Origin of the sequence: Idiomarina sp. 29L (assembly GCF_004123135.1) — a bacterium.
Classification (GTDB): Bacteria; Pseudomonadota; Gammaproteobacteria; order Enterobacterales; family Alteromonadaceae; genus Idiomarina.
Genome location: NZ_SDJS01000002.1, coordinates 364,087 through 383,069 on the forward strand (window position 1 = coordinate 364,087; position 18,983 = coordinate 383,069).

At 48.2% G+C, this 18,983-nt stretch carries 18 protein-coding genes; all 18 read right to left on the minus strand.

Going from position 1 to position 18,983, the window contains the following annotated elements:
* Positions 1 to 56: 56 nt before the first annotated feature.
* A complete protein-coding gene (locus EST55_RS05385; RefSeq protein ID WP_129496749.1) occupies positions 57 to 1,916 on the minus strand; it encodes a formylglycine-generating enzyme family protein in 1,860 nt (619 codons plus the stop codon).
* 197 nt (positions 1,917 to 2,113) lie between these two features.
* Positions 2,114 to 5,917 carry a DUF6701 domain-containing protein gene (locus tag EST55_RS05390; RefSeq protein ID WP_129496750.1) on the minus strand — a complete coding sequence of 1,268 codons (3,804 nt, stop codon included), beginning with the start codon at positions 5,915 to 5,917 and terminating at the stop codon, positions 2,114 to 2,116.
* A 1-nt stretch (position 5,918) separates the two neighbouring features.
* Entirely contained in the window at positions 5,919 to 6,365 is a 447-nt protein-coding gene (locus EST55_RS05395; protein ID WP_129496751.1) for a Type II secretory pathway component, read from the minus strand.
* Positions 6,355 to 7,140 carry a prepilin-type N-terminal cleavage/methylation domain-containing protein gene (locus EST55_RS05400; RefSeq protein ID WP_129496752.1) on the minus strand — a complete coding sequence of 262 codons (786 nt, stop codon included), beginning with the start codon at positions 7,138 to 7,140 and terminating at the stop codon, positions 6,355 to 6,357. Before EST55_RS05400 ends, EST55_RS05395 begins: the two co-directional genes overlap by 11 nt.
* On the minus strand, positions 7,140 to 7,658 hold the full coding sequence (locus EST55_RS05405) for a type II secretion system protein (protein WP_129496753.1): 519 nt from the start codon (positions 7,656 to 7,658) through the stop codon (positions 7,140 to 7,142). The genes EST55_RS05400 and EST55_RS05405 overlap by 1 nt, the downstream gene beginning before the upstream one ends.
* Complete coding sequence (locus tag EST55_RS12395; RefSeq protein WP_100690852.1) at positions 7,648 to 8,073, minus strand: prepilin-type N-terminal cleavage/methylation domain-containing protein; 426 nt, start codon at positions 8,071 to 8,073, stop codon at positions 7,648 to 7,650. Before EST55_RS12395 ends, EST55_RS05405 begins: the two co-directional genes overlap by 11 nt.
* 51 nt (positions 8,074 to 8,124) lie before the next feature.
* A complete protein-coding gene (locus EST55_RS12400) occupies positions 8,125 to 8,655 on the minus strand; it encodes a prepilin-type N-terminal cleavage/methylation domain-containing protein (protein ID WP_129496754.1) in 531 nt (176 codons plus the stop codon).
* A 30-nt stretch (positions 8,656 to 8,685) separates the two neighbouring features.
* Positions 8,686 to 9,300, minus strand: a complete 615-nt coding sequence (locus EST55_RS05420) for a prepilin-type N-terminal cleavage/methylation domain-containing protein (protein ID WP_240665251.1) — start codon at positions 9,298 to 9,300, stop codon at positions 8,686 to 8,688.
* 45 nt (positions 9,301 to 9,345) lie between these two features.
* Positions 9,346 to 9,804, minus strand: coding sequence for a Type II secretory pathway component (locus EST55_RS05425; RefSeq protein ID WP_129496755.1), 459 nt, complete (start codon positions 9,802 to 9,804; stop codon positions 9,346 to 9,348).
* Between the two features lie 2 nt (positions 9,805 to 9,806).
* A complete protein-coding gene (locus tag EST55_RS05430) occupies positions 9,807 to 11,048 on the minus strand; it encodes a type II secretion system F family protein (protein ID WP_129496756.1) in 1,242 nt (413 codons plus the stop codon).
* The gene (locus EST55_RS05435; protein WP_129496757.1) at positions 11,048 to 12,763 is read right to left on the minus strand and encodes a GspE/PulE family protein; all 1,716 of its coding nucleotides are present in this window, start codon (positions 12,761 to 12,763) and stop codon (positions 11,048 to 11,050) included. The genes EST55_RS05430 and EST55_RS05435 overlap by 1 nt, the downstream gene beginning before the upstream one ends.
* A complete protein-coding gene (locus tag EST55_RS05440; protein ID WP_129496758.1) occupies positions 12,760 to 13,893 on the minus strand; it encodes a tetratricopeptide repeat protein in 1,134 nt (377 codons plus the stop codon). The genes EST55_RS05435 and EST55_RS05440 overlap by 4 nt, the downstream gene beginning before the upstream one ends.
* Positions 13,890 to 14,801 (minus strand): AAA family ATPase, encoded by a 912-nt coding sequence (locus EST55_RS05445; RefSeq protein ID WP_129496759.1) that lies wholly within the window; start codon positions 14,799 to 14,801, stop codon positions 13,890 to 13,892. Before EST55_RS05445 ends, EST55_RS05440 begins: the two co-directional genes overlap by 4 nt.
* Before the next feature lie 5 nt (positions 14,802 to 14,806).
* Complete coding sequence (mshL, locus tag EST55_RS05450) at positions 14,807 to 16,477, minus strand: pilus (MSHA type) biogenesis protein MshL (RefSeq protein ID WP_129496760.1); 1,671 nt, start codon at positions 16,475 to 16,477, stop codon at positions 14,807 to 14,809.
* Positions 16,474 to 16,809, minus strand: coding sequence for a general secretion pathway protein GspB (locus EST55_RS05455; protein WP_129496761.1), 336 nt, complete (start codon positions 16,807 to 16,809; stop codon positions 16,474 to 16,476). The genes mshL and EST55_RS05455 overlap by 4 nt, the downstream gene beginning before the upstream one ends.
* Complete coding sequence (locus EST55_RS05460) at positions 16,802 to 17,434, minus strand: Type II secretory pathway component (protein WP_129496762.1); 633 nt, start codon at positions 17,432 to 17,434, stop codon at positions 16,802 to 16,804. Before EST55_RS05460 ends, EST55_RS05455 begins: the two co-directional genes overlap by 8 nt.
* Complete coding sequence (locus EST55_RS05465) at positions 17,431 to 18,033, minus strand: PilN domain-containing protein (RefSeq protein ID WP_129496763.1); 603 nt, start codon at positions 18,031 to 18,033, stop codon at positions 17,431 to 17,433. The genes EST55_RS05460 and EST55_RS05465 overlap by 4 nt, the downstream gene beginning before the upstream one ends.
* Complete coding sequence (locus tag EST55_RS05470; protein ID WP_240665252.1) at positions 18,030 to 18,875, minus strand: Type II secretory pathway component; 846 nt, start codon at positions 18,873 to 18,875, stop codon at positions 18,030 to 18,032. Before EST55_RS05470 ends, EST55_RS05465 begins: the two co-directional genes overlap by 4 nt.
* Positions 18,876 to 18,983 lie beyond the last annotated feature (108 nt).

Genomic DNA, 18,983 nt, shown 5'->3' on the forward strand with positions numbered 1-18,983 from the left:
CGGTATATCCCTACTTATAAAGCTAACAGAGTGACAGCAAAGAGCACAGTAAGTACTTACTGCGCCCTTACAACACGGAATCCAATGTAGTTAGAGTTAAAATCTGCCGGAAGTTCCATTTTTGTCGAAACTCGGGCAAGGCTTGGTGTAAAGTTCCACGCACCGCCTTTAACAACAACACCGTTGTCAGTTTGCGCCCATTCCCAGACGTTACCAACGGTATCAAATAGTCCCCAAGGGTTACGGTGGAAACTTGCCACTGGCGCAGGGCGTTGATTCGACCAGTCTGAGCCACAGTTACGGCAGTTTGCCTTGCCAAAACCGACATCGTTCCCCCACCAGAAGTCGGTTTCCGTTCCAGCACGAGCAGCATATTCCCATTCTGCCTCGGTCGGGACGCTGTACTTAAATCCACTTTTCGCTGTTAACCAATCAGCATAAGCCTTCGCATCGTTGTAGCTTACGCATACAACCGGTGAATTGTCAGACTGTTTGTAGCCGGGGTTCTTCCAGCTGAGCTTTTCGTTAAACTCGGGACGCCCATTTTTAAGCGTTGCACAAGTTCCGCGTTTCTCAGCATCGGTTACGTATGCAGTGTCTTCAACAAAGTCTCTAAAATGCTTAACCGTGATTTCAGTATCAGTAATACCGAGTGCGTTCGGTATTTCGCGAGTTTCAGCTGGTCGTTCATTCGGCAAGCCATTACCAACCAAGTCGCCCATTTTGAACTTTCCCGCCGGTACGACAACAAGCTCCGGGCCTCTAACATCTCGATATAAGATATCCTGAATTTTCTCGCCACGAGTAAATGAATACTCAGACTTTTCCAGTTCCGCTCGAATAGACATAGCGTCTTTTAGGCGAATTTTTTCCGCATAAGCTGAATAGCCGTACTTCAAGACTTCAACTTCGTGCTCGCCACCAGGCAACATAACTTCGATAGGTGTCGAACCATAACTAACACCGTCAATGATAACTTCATCGTCGTAAACGTTTGAACGTATTGTTAACGGGTGCATGACGGAGCTATCAACCGTTTCTTCATCACCCGCCTGCAACTCCCCCGGCCGTTGTTCCGTTGCGCAATAACGCATATCAACGTCAAGTAATGTACAGGCTTGGCTTTGTGGTAACTGTCCACGAAGCTCTACTGCCAGTTTAACGCCGTAGTTACCTGCACCGCTAAAGCCGTTGCTGATTGTCTTAGAACCTAAGATTTGAACGTTCGGGCTGGCTTTTTCCAGATTTTCACGCGCCAGCGACGACTCGCTTAAGCTTGTCAGAATCTCATCAAGATATTGCTTAGACGCTTTCTGTTTTGCCATCAACTTGCCGCGGTTTTCACACTGACCCAAAGTTTCATTTCGGTCACAGCTAATCGACTGGCTAACTTCCAGTTCGCCTGAGCGGTTAAACTCATTTTCAAGACGGTCAACACGAGCAATGTTGCGCTGCTCTTTCAACGTTTCAATTTCGTTAATCAAGCTGTGCTTGCTGACTCGAGCCTCTTCAACTTCTTTAGACTTTTGGTTCACCAAGCTGACTTGTTGTTTGATGTCTTCTTTATTTTGCTGGTGAGCCATAACCGCTTGCTTGTAGGCTTCCTGAGCCCCAGCAATATCAATGGTAGGATCTTCCACTAAGCGTTGATAGCGGTCATTCATTTCCGCCAGTGCAGACTCTCTTTTCTCTTCTAATTCCTGGTTACGTTCACGTAGGGACTGAAGCTTTTCTCTAAGCTCTCGCTCCTCCTGCTGTAACGTATTAACCGTCGTAGAAAAGTTATCAAACTCACTCTCTAAGTTTGTAATTTGATTTGTAATTTCTTCGACGGTCATCTCTTGCTGAGCAAGAGCCGTCGAGGCGAGAGTCAATGTAGAGGCCATAATTAAGGCCAGTCGAGCCAATCGCATCATGTTTCCATTCCAAGCTTGAAAAAATAACAAAGCGGCGTAAAAGCCAAAGCCGTCATCGCGCTATCGTTATTGTAATAATAATGAACGTTCGTCAACGTCGCGCATTTTTTGTTTAAACTCTGCTTTATGCTATTTGCTTGTTAACAAAAGAGCAAGAGGCATTGTCACCGAATTGTCGATTATTCGTTAAATGAATACTACCATCCTAACTCACGCCAGTAAATCTGGCGATCTCGCCCACGGTAAATACCAAAGGTGCCTTCGGCTTGAGGCTTGTCATCATAGGCGCCATTTCCCGACCAGTCATATTGCAAGTAAGCAGGTACTTCTACCTCAAAACCAAACGAATAAGGTTCGTCATCTCCCGAGGATACCCACCGGAATAACTCATTAATATCTTTATCCGGCGAGCTTAACAAACCGTTAGCCAGTTGCACGTTAATCGGTTCAGGCTCCAAGCTTGCCATTGACTCATCAAGCAGATTGACCGCATTTCTCTCAATAACCGTACAGTTATCGATGTCATTTACAAAAAACTCACCGCTTTCCCAATATTCCACCGTGCCAGCAATTGGCATGACATCATCCATTGCCGCATAAGTGTCCTGAAGGCTTAAGCGACCGTAGTACAGGTTTGCCGTATCTAACTTCGTAGCTCCGGGAGAAGCCGGTAGAACACTATTTTGAAGCGTTGAGTAAAAATTATCATCTTCCTGGTCATCGAGTTGCCAGCCCAGAATGTAGTCTCTGAACGGTCCATCGGGTTGCCCCGAGATTAAGCGGGAAACCGTTACTGAAGCGCTTCCGGTAAACTGGCCGACGCCATCAGTCCACTCCCAAACCCCATCGTAATTGACGTTATGATCGACGAGTTGACTTTCAGATGAGTCATAGGCGTAAAATAGCGGCGTCGCTTTTGCTAATGACCCGGTGTAATTTAGAGTCAACTCTCCGGAGGCATTAACCGCTTGCGCTGACAGAACGATAGGTTGAGCCTGCCCCATGTAGTAAAAGTCAGTGCAGGCTCCATCGAATTCAGCCGTTAAAGGCTCAAACTCGTAGGGAATAAATCGCCCTAGAGTATGCTCGGTTGTAACAGAACCAGCGCCTAAATAATTGGCGTCCGCTACCTTCGCGGTGACTTTAGCACTGCCCACTTCAGAGTATGAAATGGAATCATTTTCAAAACGTACGTTTCCAACACTCTGAGCACTGAAGCTAGCGCTGTTATCGAGTTCGCCATTCACTTCAGCAGGAGCGACAGCGTCAACCGCCACCGCCAGATCCAGTGACTCCTGCGGTGCTTCACGCCCAAAGTTTGGCGTAACCTGCTCACCAGAATTTAATGCCTGCAATGCCACGAAGAATGGCTCTCCGGCTTTTGCTAGAATATCCCCGCTATAAGTACTCACCGTTTCCATGCCGATGCTTGCCGGCTTGTAAACAAACTCATTGGACACGCCTTCAATCACTTTACCGTTCGGTAGCTGCGCTTTCGCCCTTAAGCTTACTTTACCCGCGTCGCCGTACTGAACTTCTAACGCTTGCTGGCCAGCCTGAAAATTAGCGGTTACTGGAGTCCAACCGGTAAAGCTACCCGAACCGTCTTCCTGAAGCTCGTTAATAAGCTGCTGCTCAATAGACATTTGCGCATACGGAAACTCACTAAAATCACTGCAGCTCCCGGGGTTAACGCAATGCATTCCCATGTCTATCTGGTTAATTTGCTCAGCAACGACCTCACACGCTTGAGTGTTGTCGTTGGTGCGTACAACCGACAAGTTAGTGAGAAAACTATCACCTGATGTTTGCGTACCGATAGAATCAAATTTGAGGCCGGTATCATTAAAGGTGATCGAACAGTCGGAATTGAAGTTTCCATTCGCATAGCACTGAGTCGGATTCAGCGCTCCCGGTGTGGTTTGTATGTCGTCTATCGCAAGCGTGTAAGTGCCCGCTTCGGTTTGGCTTAGCTGCGTAGTTGCAACTGGGGACGCAGCGACTGGGTTTTGACTCCAGGCTCCCGCACTATCCGATAAGAAAACAGAACTGGAGACGGGGGAATAACTTGAGCAGGACGCGTCAGCGCACGCTTCAACGGTCACGTCCGCCGCTTCGCAGGTCAGTACCGGACTTGCGTACGATAAACGATAGTGATGAGGCGCCGTTACCGGTGGATCAACATCTCCCGCATTACAAAAGCTGCCGCCGTCGAGTGGCTCTGCTGGTGAACGATACTCAATGCTAGGCGCAAAAAAACCAAAGAAACCATAAGCGGATGCTTGCCCATCAAGACTCAGACCACCCTCGATACGACTTCTATTCCACCACCAAAAGCTTCGCTCAAAAAACAGATTTCCGCTTACGTATATGAACCCGTTAATCTCAACATTTCGTTCTAAATACAAGTCCCCAGTAACTATCAAAATGAGCTCATTCGCCTCACCCGCCATATTAATTCGACGTCCGGACTGAATGGTTAAGTCACCATCAATATAAACTCTGGAGGTTTGTCCGTTCGTCGAGTAATTAGCGCCAACGTCGCCAAAGTCGCCGATCCGTAAATAGTCGGTTGGCTGCAAAGCCTCTGGCAATTGCGAATTCAGCGCCCGGTCCGGTAAATCAAAGGGAAGCGGCACATCGTTTAACGGACTAAACGCTTGCGGCCAAACGTCAGAGCACTGAGGACGAGCGTAAGCACAGGGTCGTGTTTTATAGTACAAAATTGCAGCGGTTGTTGTAGTAAATACACCATTACTGACATAAACCTCATCAATTTCACCCCGAAAACTGTTCTGAGGACCGCTTTGACCACCAATATAGAGAGTAGGCTGTGCACTATCATTCAGTTTTGTGTCACCGCCATACGAGTTCGTATCAATCAATTCTCCATCGATATAGATATACAGAACGTTGTTATCGGAATTATAACTGGCCGCTAAATGATGCCACTCATCGTCAAATAGGTTCTCGCTGCTATTATTGGTGTTACCGGCTTCAATGGTCAGAAGATCGCCGTTATTTTTACGGACTTCAAAATACAAGCCACCGCCATCGGAGTCATCTTGCCGGTAGACTTCAAATCGTCCCGCAGCGGTCTCCGTTGTTCCTTCACCTAGCAGTAACATCGTTTGATAACTGTCATTAGGGTTCTGGAGCTCAGCAGCCCCTTTAAACCAAAACGCAACCGACACCGTGTTAGAGTTCATCGCTTCGTTTACATTAGGTACCCGAACTCGGTTATTACCGTCAAAGCGACCATAACGGCAAGTACTATCACCATTGAATTCAAAGGCTGGGTTAAAGCCGGACGTGAATGCATTACTGATTGCAGTACCGTTGTAACCGTAGCTGGATGAATCAACAACTTCTCCGGCAGCACCACTCCAGCTCAACTCATCGAAATGCCAGTAACCAATAGCCTCAGGGAGTGTTTGCGAACAGTCACCCACGTTACCGGGCGTATTACAGGTTTCGCCATTAATAGATCCACCGTTGTTATTAATTACCGGCGCGTTGACGTCACCATTCACTGTACTATCAGCACCGATAGTCACGGTTCCTGATGCGCTGAGATCACCATTCACGGTAACGTCATCACCTAAGGTAATATTACCGTTGGAGCTGATATCCCCGGTCACCGTTGTTCCATCACTGATAACAACATCGCCATCGCTATCAAACGACGCATTAACCGAACTGTTCGGTCCGATAGTGGTCTGTCCCCCGGATAGAAACTGCATATCAAGTGCAGGACCCTTACTATTAATTTTCACTCCGTCACCAAAGTCGACGGCCTCAACAATAATGACCACGCCCTCGTTACCGGTCACTTCGATTTCATCGCCGCTGTTAAGAGTCAAGGTGCCACAGGTGTATGTGGTGCCGTTTTGGGTGCAGCCCGGTAAACCTTTATTAGGTATATTGTACTTTTCAGCATCAACGGAAAAAGTGGTTAGCAGGCTCAAAAATAATAAAAGTAACAGGGCGTAGCGCTTCATATCAGTTCTCCACCCGCGTCTCTATTTGCAGCTCTCGCGAGGCGCGCTGTTCACCCGCTTCGCATAATGCGCTCGAGGTGATGACAATGTGAGTATATGTTGTATTCGACTCATCGGTATATTCAGTACTGCTACAGCTAACATCCACGCTGCACTGCTCAAGACTCTGATTGCCGGCAAAGGTGTACTCAGTCGCATCAACACCGCAACTGGTATCAGGAGCACTGCCTAAAGGATAAACCGTCATCATCGCTTGCTCCAAACCTGACTGCGCAGCCAAATAACTGCGTGCACCGAGCACTTCGATGACCACGCTCTCAGAAGAGGTTCTCAGTAAACTGGCCAGTGCCGCAACCAATCCTCCAAGCACGACAATCACAAACACCGCGATAACCAGGGTGTTGCCTCGTTGTTTATTTATTGGTTTGAAAGGGCTGTTATGGCGCATTGGGAATGTGCACCTCGCGATAATAGAAAACTTGCTCTTCCGCATTATCACCGAACTGAAGCTGTATGGTGACTATATTATTACTTTGCTGATTATTAGCGGTGACGTCAAAGGGTTCGTCAGAGCTCACCCCTGTCGCCATCAAGTCTCCAGCGGTCCACTCCGATTGCGCCTGGCTCCATCCATAGTCACTGATTCTAAACAGACTTCTCGCGCTTAGGCAAAAACTTACTGGCGGGCTGCCAATGTAAGCTCTTTTTAACGGGGACTCTTTTGCAAACTGACTCCCCTCTTCTAATGGCAAGTTATTATCGACACTGGTAGCAGGGTAAGCACCGTCAATATTAGCGTAACGCTGTGGGGTATCCGCGTAGATGTAATTAGGTCGTGTCGCATATATAAAGACGCGTTCGGTACCGTCGAGCGCCCAGCCAATATTGGAAGCGTCTGGACTGCCTGCAAAAGTAACCAACGTCATTTCATTCGATGAATCGGGCCGAATCGGTGTGTCGTAGTAAGCCCCCACCACTTTCGCGGGAACAAACTCAATACAGTCACCGCTCACACGGACACTATTTGGGACCGCGCCGCGTATTTCCCGGGTCAGTCGTTCAATAGCAAAGCGGCTTTTCTCAATAGTTTGTAAACGTTCAGAGCCAGAGCTAAACATTTGTGCACCAATGCCCACAAACTGGAAGCTAAAACCCGCAACGATTGCCAGCAAAACAATGACAATAATAAGTTCGATTAAGGTAAAACCTCGTTGCGGGTTCATCACCAGTTCCCCTTAACGGAGCTGAACTCAATACTTTCGTCTTGCGGTGTTGTTACGGTGACGGTAACTCTTTTCAACTTATTCGCTTCTTTTTCAGCAACGCATACCAGGGCTTCAAAGCCATTATAACGGTTAGGTGATGAGCCACTGAGCTGGGCGCCGTTAAGATTCAAACCATTGTAGTCGTCGACATCATCAAATTGAGAGCGCTGAGCTTCTTCTGCATTGGGCGTGCTTCCGTCACCGAGGCATGGTGCTGGTGTTGTGCAGCTTCCCGAGCCTTCAGAGCAACGCACATACTGGTTCCCAACGTTAGAATTTTCATCGAAACGGCGCGCCATTATTTCATTCATTAGGCTTTGCCCAACTTCAGTCGCTCTAATCTGCTGCCAGGGGTCAACGCTTTGCCGAAACAACTGTCCCAACCCTGCGGTAACGACTAACGTCACAATAGCAATAACCACAATGCCCGCTATGAGCTCTATAAGCGTAAACCCGTCTTCTTGTTTATAGCGCATCAATAAAGCCCTCTTTATTAATGCTGATAGTGCGGCTAACGCCTGAGCCTTCAGTAATGATTACCGCACAGCCACCAGCACAATCATCCGTTGGCTGCCCCAACGCATTGAAGCCTATTGTTATGTCTGCAGGCGAAAACGTGATGTCATCTAAGTTACTCAGCTGAAGATTATTGTCATCGCTGTACGGAGGGTTACCCAAAGTGCTCTCTGTCACAGACACGCTATAGTCGTTCACCGTATCTTGCATCGCCTGCTGTTGAACTGCCCGCAAAATACTCATCGCCTGTAGACGTGTGGTTTGGCTTTTCGTACCGGAATCACTAATAAAAATAGGGCTGGCAGATACGGCTAGGATACCGATAATAACCAGTATGATGATGAGCTCAATTAGTGTGAAGCCTTGGGACTTCATAGTTGGCCTTAATTTGAAAGCCCGCAGAGGATTCTGCGGGCTTCAAGTTTTTTAGCAGCCCGATTGATCACTAACAGCAATAGTTGCTGGCGAAATTACCGGAGGTGTTGCTGTTGTGGCACTCGCAGCAGTATACGTTAAATAACAACCTGAACCAGTAATATCTGAGGTAGCGAAAGGGTCAGAAGCAGTAACGGATGAAGACTGTGCCATCACAACGGTGTTTGGCGTTCCGCTAACGACAGCGTAAACCCAGTCATTGCTTAAATCAGTAGCAAACCCAGCATCTACAGCCTCAATGATACCTGCAGCAGAAGCATCTGGGTAACCAAATACCAAATCAACATCAGTGCCTTTCACAGATACCGTAGCAGTCGAGTCAGTCTCGACACCTTCTACAGCGGCCTTAGAATAAGTCAACTGCATAGCTCCCTTAATAGAGCCTTCCATACCTTTTAAGGCGCTAGTACGAGCGTCACTTGAAAAATTAATAAACTGAGGTGCGGCGGTTACTGCCAAAATCCCCAAAACTACAATGACAATGATCAGTTCGATCAGAGTAAAACCTTTTTGATTGCGCATAATTAAAGCTCTCAGTTGTGATTTAAAAAATTATTGGTTATTGCTGTGAATACTCACGCCGCCATTACGTGGATTATAAACAAAAGCGTTGCCCAGTGTCAGATAATCATCACCAGATGGCGCATTCGTTTCATTTTTTATGGTGTTCGCCAAGTAGTAAACACACATATCATTGCCAGTTGTCGAATCTTGCGTCACGTACGTGTAGTAACGAGTCTCCTCCAGATTAGCAAAGTCTTCCGACACTGTCGGGGCACCCTGCAATATTGATTGCATGATGCTTGCACAGTCAGATGCCTGAATATTTTCATCGTGCGCAGCACTATTGTCGCCACTCACCGGATAGCCGGTGTTACCATCGACATAAAGCAACACTTGATCCATCGACACTTCAGCGCCAGCACCGGTGGACGCAGCCCCTTTAGGACGTCCACTCAGCTCCCACTCGCCACGAACAATACCAACAGCGCTGGCAAAGCCACCGGCAACGCCTTCAAGCGCGGCATCCTCGGCATCAGAGGAAACGTCCGTAAAGCGCGGAATCGCCGCAGCGGCAAGCAAGCCGAGAATCACCACGACAATTATCAGTTCAATAATGGTGAAACCCTGTTGTCTCTTCTGTCTATTGCCCATGTTCCCACTCATAATTAGCCTCTATAAATCCATTTTATAACAAGTTCTCAACAATGCCTACCGGCGTTTTTCTCGCTGTATCCGACCTTGATCTGTATCAAACCAGAACCATGGTTTCTCATTAATGGTAAAGTAACAGCGATTTTCATCTTTTCTCGCACTCAGCGCGCTAGCGGGTATTTCGCCACCTAACTTGCTCCACAAAACCAAGCAGTCATTATCAGCCGACGGCCATCCTTTTTCATTCACCTTAATAAAACCTGCCGGTGAATCGGCACGTTCAAATAACGCAACAACACCGGGTTTTCCTTGCCGCAACCACTCAGCCCGAACTAAGCTCACCGCTTCTGAAAACGTCGATAATGCGACGTCTTTCTCCGTTTCCCGCCAGTGCTGCGGCTCATCAATAAGCAACATTCTTACGGCTACTGCTGACAACAGCAAAAATACCGCAACGACAAGCACATTCTGCAATCGCCGAATGCCTCTACGTTCTTGAACGTCGTTTTCCGTCATTATTAACGTCCCTGGTAAGCGCTCATCATATCCCACATTGGCGTGAAAATACCCAATGCTAATATGAGCACCATAACCGCTACAACGGCTATCATCAGCGGCTCAATACGCGCTGTTAAGGTCTTCAGATCATAGTCTGTTTCGCGCTCATAATACTCGGCCACTTCCAGCAGCAAGGTATCCACACGCCCGGTTTCTTCACCGACCGAAATCATCTGCAAGATCAAGGGCGTAAACAAGTTAGACTGTTTGGCCACCCGCGACAAATTCTCACCACGCTCAATACCGCGACGCATCTCTATAACTCGGTTTTCCATCCAGGCATTATCAACAGCTTCCGCCACCAACGACAGAGCTTGTGTTAGCGGTACGCCCGCTCCCAGCATGACAGAAAAGCTTCGCGCAAAACGTCCGAGCATGGCGCGGCGTAAAATAGACCCAATAACCGGCACTTTCAGCTTTAACGTGTCCCACATGAGTCGCCCGGGCGGGGTTTCTTTGTAATACCGCAAACCGAAAAAAGCGCCAGCCATGAACGCTAACAGCAATGGCCAGTAAGCGACGAAAAACTGGGACGACCCTAACAATGCTCTCGTTGCCCAAGGCAGCTCCACATTAAAACGCTCAAACATAGACGCAAACGTGGGGATAACGAAAATGTTCAATACAAACATTGCCACCACCAAAGCGATAAGCACAAAGCTGGGGTAACGCGTCGCTGCTTTAATGCGCTTACGGGTGTCCTGCTCGTTTTCTAAATAAACCGCTAACTGCTGAAACGACTCTTCCAATTGGCCAGTGTTTTCGCCGACATGGACAATAGCAATAATAAGCCTTGGGAAAATGCCTTTATGCTTAGCCATGGCTGCCGACAAATTCCGGCCACGCTCGAGCTGTTCGTGAATGTCTTTCAATGCCTTTCGCAAACGTTTATTTTGCGTGGTGTCGCCCAGCCCTTCTATAGCACGAAGCATGGGGATACCCGCCTGCGTCAACGAGTACATTTGTCGACAGAATATAATAAGTTCATCGAGTGAGACTTTAGGTTGTAAAGCATCTGCGATTTTTGCCTTCAGGACGTCCCAGCCCGGAAGCGCAGCTCTCGTTGCCGCTCCTTTCTCTAGTGCAACCGGTGTTAAGCCGCGCTTCAATAAGGCATCAGCCGCACTGCGCTCGTCACCAGCTTCCACGGCGCCAGTCTGTAACTGACCTTGTTTGTCGCGGGCGCGGTAACGAAACTGCATCAGATATTGTCCTCAACACTTTCTGCCAGGAATAAAACTTCTTCGACGGTCGTCACACCCTGACGCGCATACTCTAACGCAACAGACGCCATCGACTGATAGCCCGGGTGTCTTTTCGCGGCGTGTGCAAACGCCCGGGTGTCGTTGTCGCGCAGCGCATCCATCATCTCGCCGTTCATTTCCAGAAGTTCAAACACACCGATACGCCCATGATACCCGGTATGGTTACAGTTCTGACAGCCAATGCCATGTTTAAACTCAAACTCGCTGCTGCCTTCTAATAAATGCTCCAGCCACTGCTGCTCTGCTTCATCCGGCTGATAGTTTTGGGTGCACTTTTCGCACACCCTGCGAACCAAGCGTTGCGCTAGTATTCCGCGCAGTGCCGCAGCGACCAAATAAGAAGGGGCGCCCATATCAATTAAGCGCATAGCACTGGTTATCGCGTCATTGGTGTGCAGTGTCGACAAAACCAAGTGGCCGGTAATAGAGCCTCGCAGCCCTATTTCTACGGTTTCATGGTCGCGCATCTCACCCACCATGATAATGTCAGGATCCTGACGCAAAGTGGTTCGTAGCACTCGGGCAAAATCGAGGCCTATCTTATTATTAACCTGAACCTGGGAAATTCGTGGTAAGCGATACTCAACCGGGTCTTCCACAGTAATAACTTTCTTGGCTTCGGTATTCAATTCACTCAGTGCGCCATAAAGCGTTGTGGTCTTACCGGAGCCCGTTGGACCGGTTACCAACAGCATGCCGTGTGGTCGCTTAATAAGGGAGCGAACCCGCTTCAGAATATTGTCGGGCATACCAGTTTGCTCCAGCGACAACAATCCCGCGGACTGATCCAACAAACGCATGACGCATGACTCACCATATTGAGTCGGCATGGTCGACACACGCACATCAATATTGTGCTTGCGAATTTTCATGTTGAAGCGACCGTCTTGAGGCAAACGACGTTCGGAAATATCCAGTCCCGCCATCAGTTTTAACCGCAGCACCAGCGCATTGGCTATATTCGTTTCATCAAGTACGTTTTCCTGCAGCACACCGTCTATACGCTGGCGGATACGCAATTTGTTTTCATCGGGTTCTATATGAATATCCGATGCGCGAACCTGAACAGCGTCTTCAAAAACCGACTGCAGCAACTTGGCAACGGTGGCTTCATCGCCCTCTTCGTCCAGACTCAGTTGACCGAGTTCAAACTCAGAGGTTTCCTCATACTCGTCTTGAAGCTGGCTAGCGAAGGTTTCTATTTCTTTCGTACGGCGGTAGAGGTTATCGAACGCACTTAACAACTCGCCCTCTGGAACCACCGCCAACTCCACTTGTCGCGGCGCCAGTAGTTGGTTTATTGCATCAATAGAGGACAAATCGGCAGGGTCACTCATGCCGACTAACGCTTCGTTGTCGTCCGCTTCAATGACTAATGCCCGATGACGCCGAGCCTGGACTTCCGGCAACAGTTTAAAAACTTCAGGCGGTATTCGCCGCTCGGAGATACTTAACAGGGGTAGCTTGAGTTGCTGTGATAAGAACTCCAGCAGTTGATGCTCAGTAATATAGCCAAGGTCGATAAGCGTCGCGCCAAGCTTACGCCCGGTTTCTCGTTGTTTCTCTAGCGCTGTGTCCAATTCTTTTTCACTGATGATTTGCTCATGAACCAACAAATCACCCAACCGCATTTTGAGGCGAGGACGTTTCATGGCTTACCTGCTGAATTTGCTTGTGCTGACAAGGCAGCAATTTTTGCTTCAATAAACTGACGAGTAGGCTCGTGCGTGACTCGCTCCAGCGCCTGTTGATAGCTGGTTAAGGCTGCCGCACTTCCTTGATTTTCCTGAGCGACCGCCTTGCCCACAAACCAGCGCCCCTCATGAGGTTGCGCCTGAGTCAGTCGCGTATAAGCGGTTTCCGCCACTTCATAGTGACCAGTGTCCTGCGCCAGCAGCGCCACTTTGTGTGAGTATCCGGGCTTTTCTTCCGCGCTGGGCCAGTTTTTAAGCAACACATTTAACGCGGCACCAGGCCTTGCTTCTCGCTCAAGAATACGCGCACTCAACATCCGAAAGTCGGTGTCCGTCCGGTCTCTCTGAAAACCCACTTCTAATGTCGCTAACGCATCAGTTACTTTGTTGCGGCCATATTGCAAGGCGGCCAACTGCTTGCGCACTTGTTTGTTATCAGGGGTGACAGCCAACGCCTGTCGCCAGTATTCTTCGGCCTGAGTTAAGCGACCCTGTTGCTGAGCCTTCTCCGCTTTTTCAATATTCTGTTGAGCAATTTCTTCTGGTGTCAGATCAACTGATTTTTTTACAAAGACGGAGTCACTCTCTGTCCTCTTTTCCTCTGCTCTTTTCTCTGTTCTTTCCGGTACTTGCTCTGGCTGCTTTTCTGATTGCGCTTCCGCTAATTCTTCAGTTTGCCTGAGCTCTGGCTCTTGAGACTCGCTTAGTTTATTGTCTGTACCTGCTTCTAATTGTCTGACTGTCGCACGCTTATCGGTACTAGCGATTTCAGGCTCATCAAGATTACCATTGAGCTTGCCATCATTAGACCTGGCTTCAGCCCGCGGACTTTCTGTCTGCACCGGTTTCTGTTGAGCCTTCTCAGGCTGCGGTGGTTGCTCCGCTTCATACACCGTCATCGTTTGGCTGTCGCTTGCCGGCCAAAGCACGATACCAGCAGAGATACCAACCACTGCCAGACCCAGCACTATCCAAGGAAGTTTCGTGCGAGGCTCAGAGCGCTCTACAGCGCTACCGCCTGCTTCGCGGTCAAAAGGCTCTTGACCACGCTTGTCGAGGTCTTTCAGGACTTTATTAATTAAGCTCATAGTCCACCCTCCGTGATTTGCCAATAGCCCATAGCCGCTATTAACAAACACATTGCTGCGATACCAATGGTTAACGGCAGCCAGCGCCCTGACTCCAGCCGAGTATCTTCGGTATCTTTCACCGCGAACCTAAGGTCACGATTCGTCAATTTATGACGCCCTTCGCCGTAGGCAAGCAACATCATTTTATGGCACAGCATATTCACTAACCGTGGTACGCCGCGACTGCACCGATGAATTTGTTTAATTAATTTCCAGTTAAAAATAGGCGTGCCTTTGTAGCCGGCAACCTGCATGCGATGCGCTATATAGTCAGCCGTCTCTTCTGCGTTCATTGCCGTTAACTTGTGAGAAAAGCTGATGCGTTGGCGTAGCTGCCGAAACGCTTTTTGTGATAGCCGCTCGTCAAGCTCTGGTTGACCAAGCAACACAATATGCACCAACTTGCGGCGTTCCGTCTCTAAATTAGAGAGCAGCCGTAACGCTTCAAGACTTTCTTCAGGCAACGCTTGCGCTTCATCGATAAGAATAACGACCGACTGTTCACTTTTGCTAATGTCTAAAAGCCGCTGCTGAAGGGCTCTGGCCAACTGTTGCTGATTGCCGAGTTTCTCGGTGTCAACATCAAGCTCTTGCGCAATCGCCAGTCTGAGTTCGGCCGGATCCAGGTAGGAGTCTGGCACATAGGCCGCTTTGAAAAAGTCGGGCATTTCATTGAGTAAACGCCGACATAATAAGGTTTTTCCGGTACCCACTTCGCCGGTGATTTTGATAAAACCCTCGCCAGTTTTCAGCGCAGTCAACACCACCTCAAACGCCTCGTGATGGCTTTTAAGATCGTAGTAGAACTGCGTGTTCGGCGTTATCGTAAAGGGCAGTTCGCGTAAGCCGTAGTGGTACAGGTACATACTCGCTATTGCTCAATATCCGGGAACCATTCATTCAACAGTTCACGAGAGCGTTTAAGCTCATCGCGCCAGGTATCAACACCAACAACGGTTGGTTTCAATAGAATCACCAACTCTTTTTTCTCCTGACGATTACGACGGTTTGTAAAAAGTTCGCCTAACAGCGGTATATCACCCAGAAGCGGCACTTTACCCACTTCTTCTGAATTAACGGTTTGCATTAGGCCGCCCAGTACAACAATTTCACCATTGCGCGCTTTAACAATAGTGTCTGATTCGCGGATATTGCTGCGCGCCAGCGGCAATACGAGCTCACCATCGGTTAAGGTAATGACTTTTTGTTGCTCTTCTGTTTCAACAACTGACGGGTGTACGTGAAGGATGACCTCACCGTCGTCGCTAATTTGCGGGGTAACATCTAACGATATACCGGAAAAGAACGGGGTTAAGTCGACGTTTGAGTTAGATACAGCAGCGCCGCTGCCACCGGCAAGGTTCGTCGTAGAGTCGACGTTCGTTACGTAGTATTCATCTTCGCCAATTTTGATAACGGCTTTTTGGTTATTTGAGGCACTAACACGCGGGTTAGACAAAACCTGCACAGTGCCTTGTGTTTGCAGCATTTCTATCATGCCGTTAAAGCCATTCGCTTCATCACTGTAGCTAAGACCAAACAAACCACCGATAGCTGCGGAGGTCGCATTACTTGGCGTAACGCCGTTAAATTCGACATCAAAACCCGCACTACCCGACGCCAAATCACTCCAGTTAATCCCCTGCTGATAGCCATCATTCAGGGTCACTTCTATGATCCGGGCTTCCAGTATTACCTGACGTTGTAAGCGACTTTCAAGAGTGTCAATAAAGTCACCAACCGCTCGTAACTTATCTGGTGAAGCTGTAACACTGACAATACCCGCCTGCGGTGACAAAACGACATTGCCGCCACCAATAATGCCTTCTATCACTTCTTTTAGATCGCCCCACAAGTCGGTTTCAGACTGGGTGTTGATGCTGGAGCCGTTGCCTTGAAGTTGTTGATTGGTTCGGTTCAACTGTCCGCTATCATTACCAATAAATGGCGTTCCTGTTGAGTTATAAGCGCTAGAGTTATTACTGTTTCCCCCAAAGCGATTATTATCACGCTCTTCGCTCACGCCACCGCCGGATATTTCCGTTTGCGACATGCCAAAGCGTTTTAACGACAAATAATCGAGCGAGAATGTTTTAGTACGCACACCCGCCGGGTAAACCTGAATGGTTCTCCCCTGACGGCGAATCTCAAAACCATAAATATCCTGAACCGCACTCAAGGTTTCATTGAGTGTCACGTCTTTAAGACTCAGTGAAATAGAGCCCGAAACGTCTGGATGCACTAGCATGTTATATGGCGTATCAGCGGCCAAACCATAGAAGAATTGTTTCGCATCAATGTCTTCCGCCTGCAGCACAAAACGGTCTTCTTCAAGAAGCTCAATACCCTGTTGTTCCTGCGCACTAACGTCTTGACGTAAGTACTCACTGACAGCCGCTGGCATGCCTTCCTGACGCGCCGGCGCCGCTGCGTTAGCTTGACTCTCGGGCGTCATGGCTTCTTTTTGGTTATTTGGAGTATACCCCGGTTGATACGCGCATCCCGCTATGGCGACACCCATTGCCAGCAATAGTATTCTCATTGTTCAGCTCCCGACTTCAACTCCGTTAGCGGCTGAAAAACATTCAACGTAATACGCTCACCACTTCGGTTTAAATTCACTTTATTCGGTAATATTTCTGACACCGTAAAACCGGCAATGGTATTGCCCTCTCGCAAAGACGTACCATTAATAACCGCCAGTTTCTTAACGTCAGAATAGATAATTTGTGTCAGCTGAATATCTGCAACTTCAGCCAATGCTAATGACGGCTCCGCATCCACAGGCGGCCGTGTTGGGTCCTTTGTCTGGGCATTTACGCTTGCAACCGACCCTAACAGTAATATCAGAACAACGCCTAACCATTTAACCACTGATAAACTCCTTGTCGGTACTTAGCAAATGCCACTCCAGAGTTATCTGCCCTTGCGGGTAACGTTTAACCTGATAATCAAAGTGAGCCCAAATGACATTTGGGTGCTGGCTTTGCAGCACTCTCACAAACGCCAAAACATCAAAATAGGTACCCGTAAATACAGCTTCTACCGCATGCTCATAAAGTGCAATACTTCCTGTTTCAAAAACTTTACGCGGCTCTTTAGCCGTTAAACTCTGGATTTCTAAAGCGTCCGACGTATTCAGTACGCTGTTCAGAAATGCTCTGCGCTGTGAAACCTCCTGTAAGGTTGCACTATTTTCAACCGACTGCCGCGCATTACTTGCCGACACCTGCAGCTGCTTTATCTCCTGTCTTAGCGGCTCGTTAATGTCCTCATCGAACTCGCCTTTCAGCTCACCCAACGCCGAATTAACCTGCTCGATTTGCTGACTCAAACGTTCATTTTCAGAGCTAAGAGCAGCAGCACTCTCCAGATCCGGCATTATGACGTAGCTCAGCATTGGCAGCACAATCAACAAAACAGCTGCAGCCGCTATCATGACTCGCTGTCGTGCCGGGAGCGTGCCAAAACTTTCTTCTAAATGCTGCCAACGGTTCATTCTTTTGCTGGCTCCTCACGTCTTTCGGTACGCAGTTGAAAAGACTGATAGCCCTCTTCGCTACGTGACAGTTCAACGACCGCAAAGCGTTTACTGGCTAATAATTCGGACTGGTCAAACTTATCCATCCACAACACTAGCTTTTCTGTATCGGTTGCGTAACCCTTTAAATATATCTTTTCACCGTCCAGCCCAAAACGTTCTAACCAAACGCCTTGTGGGGTAATGTCCGACAGCTCACTTAATAGCGAAGCAACCGCCGACGACTCAGACGTTTCAAAGTCACTGATACTTTGTCGAAACGTTCGCGCATCCTGAATGTAAGCTTGCAGTTCGGCTTTCTTAGAGACCAGTTCAGGGCTCTGTTTACGGCTATTTAAACGGTCACGTAAAGACGTCAATTGATCGTTTACGCCGTTGAGTCGCTCTGTCAGCTCATTATTTGTGTCTTGTGTCTGACGGTGTTGCCAGCCGGAAAAAATTACTAATGCAAAAACCACGACCGCCAAGGCAACCAGTCCTGTCGCTAATTTAGCTAGTGTGAGTCGCTGTTGAACCGGTACCAAGTCACCCCGATATAAATTAACGCTTTGTTTCATACCCGCAACTCCTCGAATACGGCGAGGCCGGGCAAGTCTGTAAAATCACCCTCTATTAACTCTTGCGACCACTGCGGATAACGGTAAACATCGCACTCGACCGCCAGCATTTGCGATACGTTTTTTACAACAACTCCCGGCTTTACATGTTCAATGGCAATATGAATGTGCTTTATGGGTGCTTGCCTTAAATGACTCTCGAAATAGTCGACTGATCGTTGCAGTTCCGTTGCCAGCGGCTCCAATGCTCCCGCCTCTATTTCCTCTTCGGTATAAGCGTCTATGGCAGCAACGCCGCGCAAAAGACGGGTAAACAACAATCCCTTCGATGTGTAAATTTGAGCTAGGTAATGCCCTTCCTGAGTTTGATAAATGACCATTTCCGGATGCGCAGGCGGCTTAATTAGGCTAGGCAAGGTCAGTTCAGAAACAGTAATGGCGACTAATGACAAGTCGCTTTCAGAAAAAAAATCCACCCAAGGTCTCAGCAAACTCTTGCTAGCAACGACCGCTACAATCTTATCCTGGCCGGTAGGTTGTTCTGGAAATTCATAATAATCCGCAACAATATCGCTGGCAGATAATGAGACCAGATCATTTAAGCTGTACTTCAAACTTTCAGCGATTTCTTCCGGATCGACCATCGGTCGATCAACCAGCACAGACTCATAACAGTCAGAACCTAAAACCAATGATACCGAGGCGTCTTTTAACGAAAGGCGTTTGTACTTCTTCAGGATATGAACTGCTTTTTCAATAAGGTTGCCGGGACTCGCATCTTCTTGATCGTTCACAATGAGCTCGCACTTCCCTGCGTGACTTTTTGCGACTAATAAACGCACACTTTTTTGCGTGATTTGGAAGCAAACGTGATGAGCATTTTGTTTCTGTTGCGTAAATCCAAACACCCGGCAACACCTTTTAATTATTTTTACAACATCTTATCAGAA

Bases quoted from the DNA above. Each gene is read 5' to 3' on its own strand.
- EST55_RS05385 (WP_129496749.1), bottom strand. From the start codon at position 1,916: ATGATGCGATTGGCTCGACTGGCCTTAATTATGGCCTCTACATTGACT.
- EST55_RS05395 (WP_129496751.1), bottom strand. From the start codon at position 6,365: ATGCGCCATAACAGCCCTTTCAAACCAATAAATAAACAACGAGGCAAC.
- EST55_RS05425 (WP_129496755.1), bottom strand. From the start codon at position 9,804: ATGACGGAAAACGACGTTCAAGAACGTAGAGGCATTCGGCGATTGCAG.
- EST55_RS12400 (WP_129496754.1), bottom strand. From the start codon at position 8,655: ATGCGCAATCAAAAAGGTTTTACTCTGATCGAACTGATCATTGTCATT.
- EST55_RS05465 (WP_129496763.1), bottom strand. From the start codon at position 18,033: ATGAAACAAAGCGTTAATTTATATCGGGGTGACTTGGTACCGGTTCAA.
- EST55_RS12395 (WP_100690852.1), bottom strand. From the start codon at position 8,073: ATGAAGTCCCAAGGCTTCACACTAATTGAGCTCATCATCATACTGGTT.
- EST55_RS05440 (WP_129496758.1), bottom strand. From the start codon at position 13,893: ATGAGCTTAATTAATAAAGTCCTGAAAGACCTCGACAAGCGTGGTCAA.
- mshL (WP_129496760.1), bottom strand. From the start codon at position 16,477: ATGAGAATACTATTGCTGGCAATGGGTGTCGCCATAGCGGGATGCGCG.
- EST55_RS05390 (WP_129496750.1), bottom strand. From the start codon at position 5,917: ATGAAGCGCTACGCCCTGTTACTTTTATTATTTTTGAGCCTGCTAACC.
- EST55_RS05435 (WP_129496757.1), bottom strand. From the start codon at position 12,763: ATGAAACGTCCTCGCCTCAAAATGCGGTTGGGTGATTTGTTGGTTCAT.
- EST55_RS05430 (WP_129496756.1), bottom strand. From the start codon at position 11,048: ATGCAGTTTCGTTACCGCGCCCGCGACAAACAAGGTCAGTTACAGACT.
- EST55_RS05460 (WP_129496762.1), bottom strand. From the start codon at position 17,434: ATGAACCGTTGGCAGCATTTAGAAGAAAGTTTTGGCACGCTCCCGGCA.
- EST55_RS05420 (WP_240665251.1), bottom strand. From the start codon at position 9,300: ATGAGTGGGAACATGGGCAATAGACAGAAGAGACAACAGGGTTTCACC.
- EST55_RS05445 (WP_129496759.1), bottom strand. From the start codon at position 14,801: ATGTACCTGTACCACTACGGCTTACGCGAACTGCCCTTTACGATAACG.
- EST55_RS05400 (WP_129496752.1), bottom strand. From the start codon at position 7,140: ATGAACCCGCAACGAGGTTTTACCTTAATCGAACTTATTATTGTCATT.
- EST55_RS05405 (WP_129496753.1), bottom strand. From the start codon at position 7,658: ATGCGCTATAAACAAGAAGACGGGTTTACGCTTATAGAGCTCATAGCG.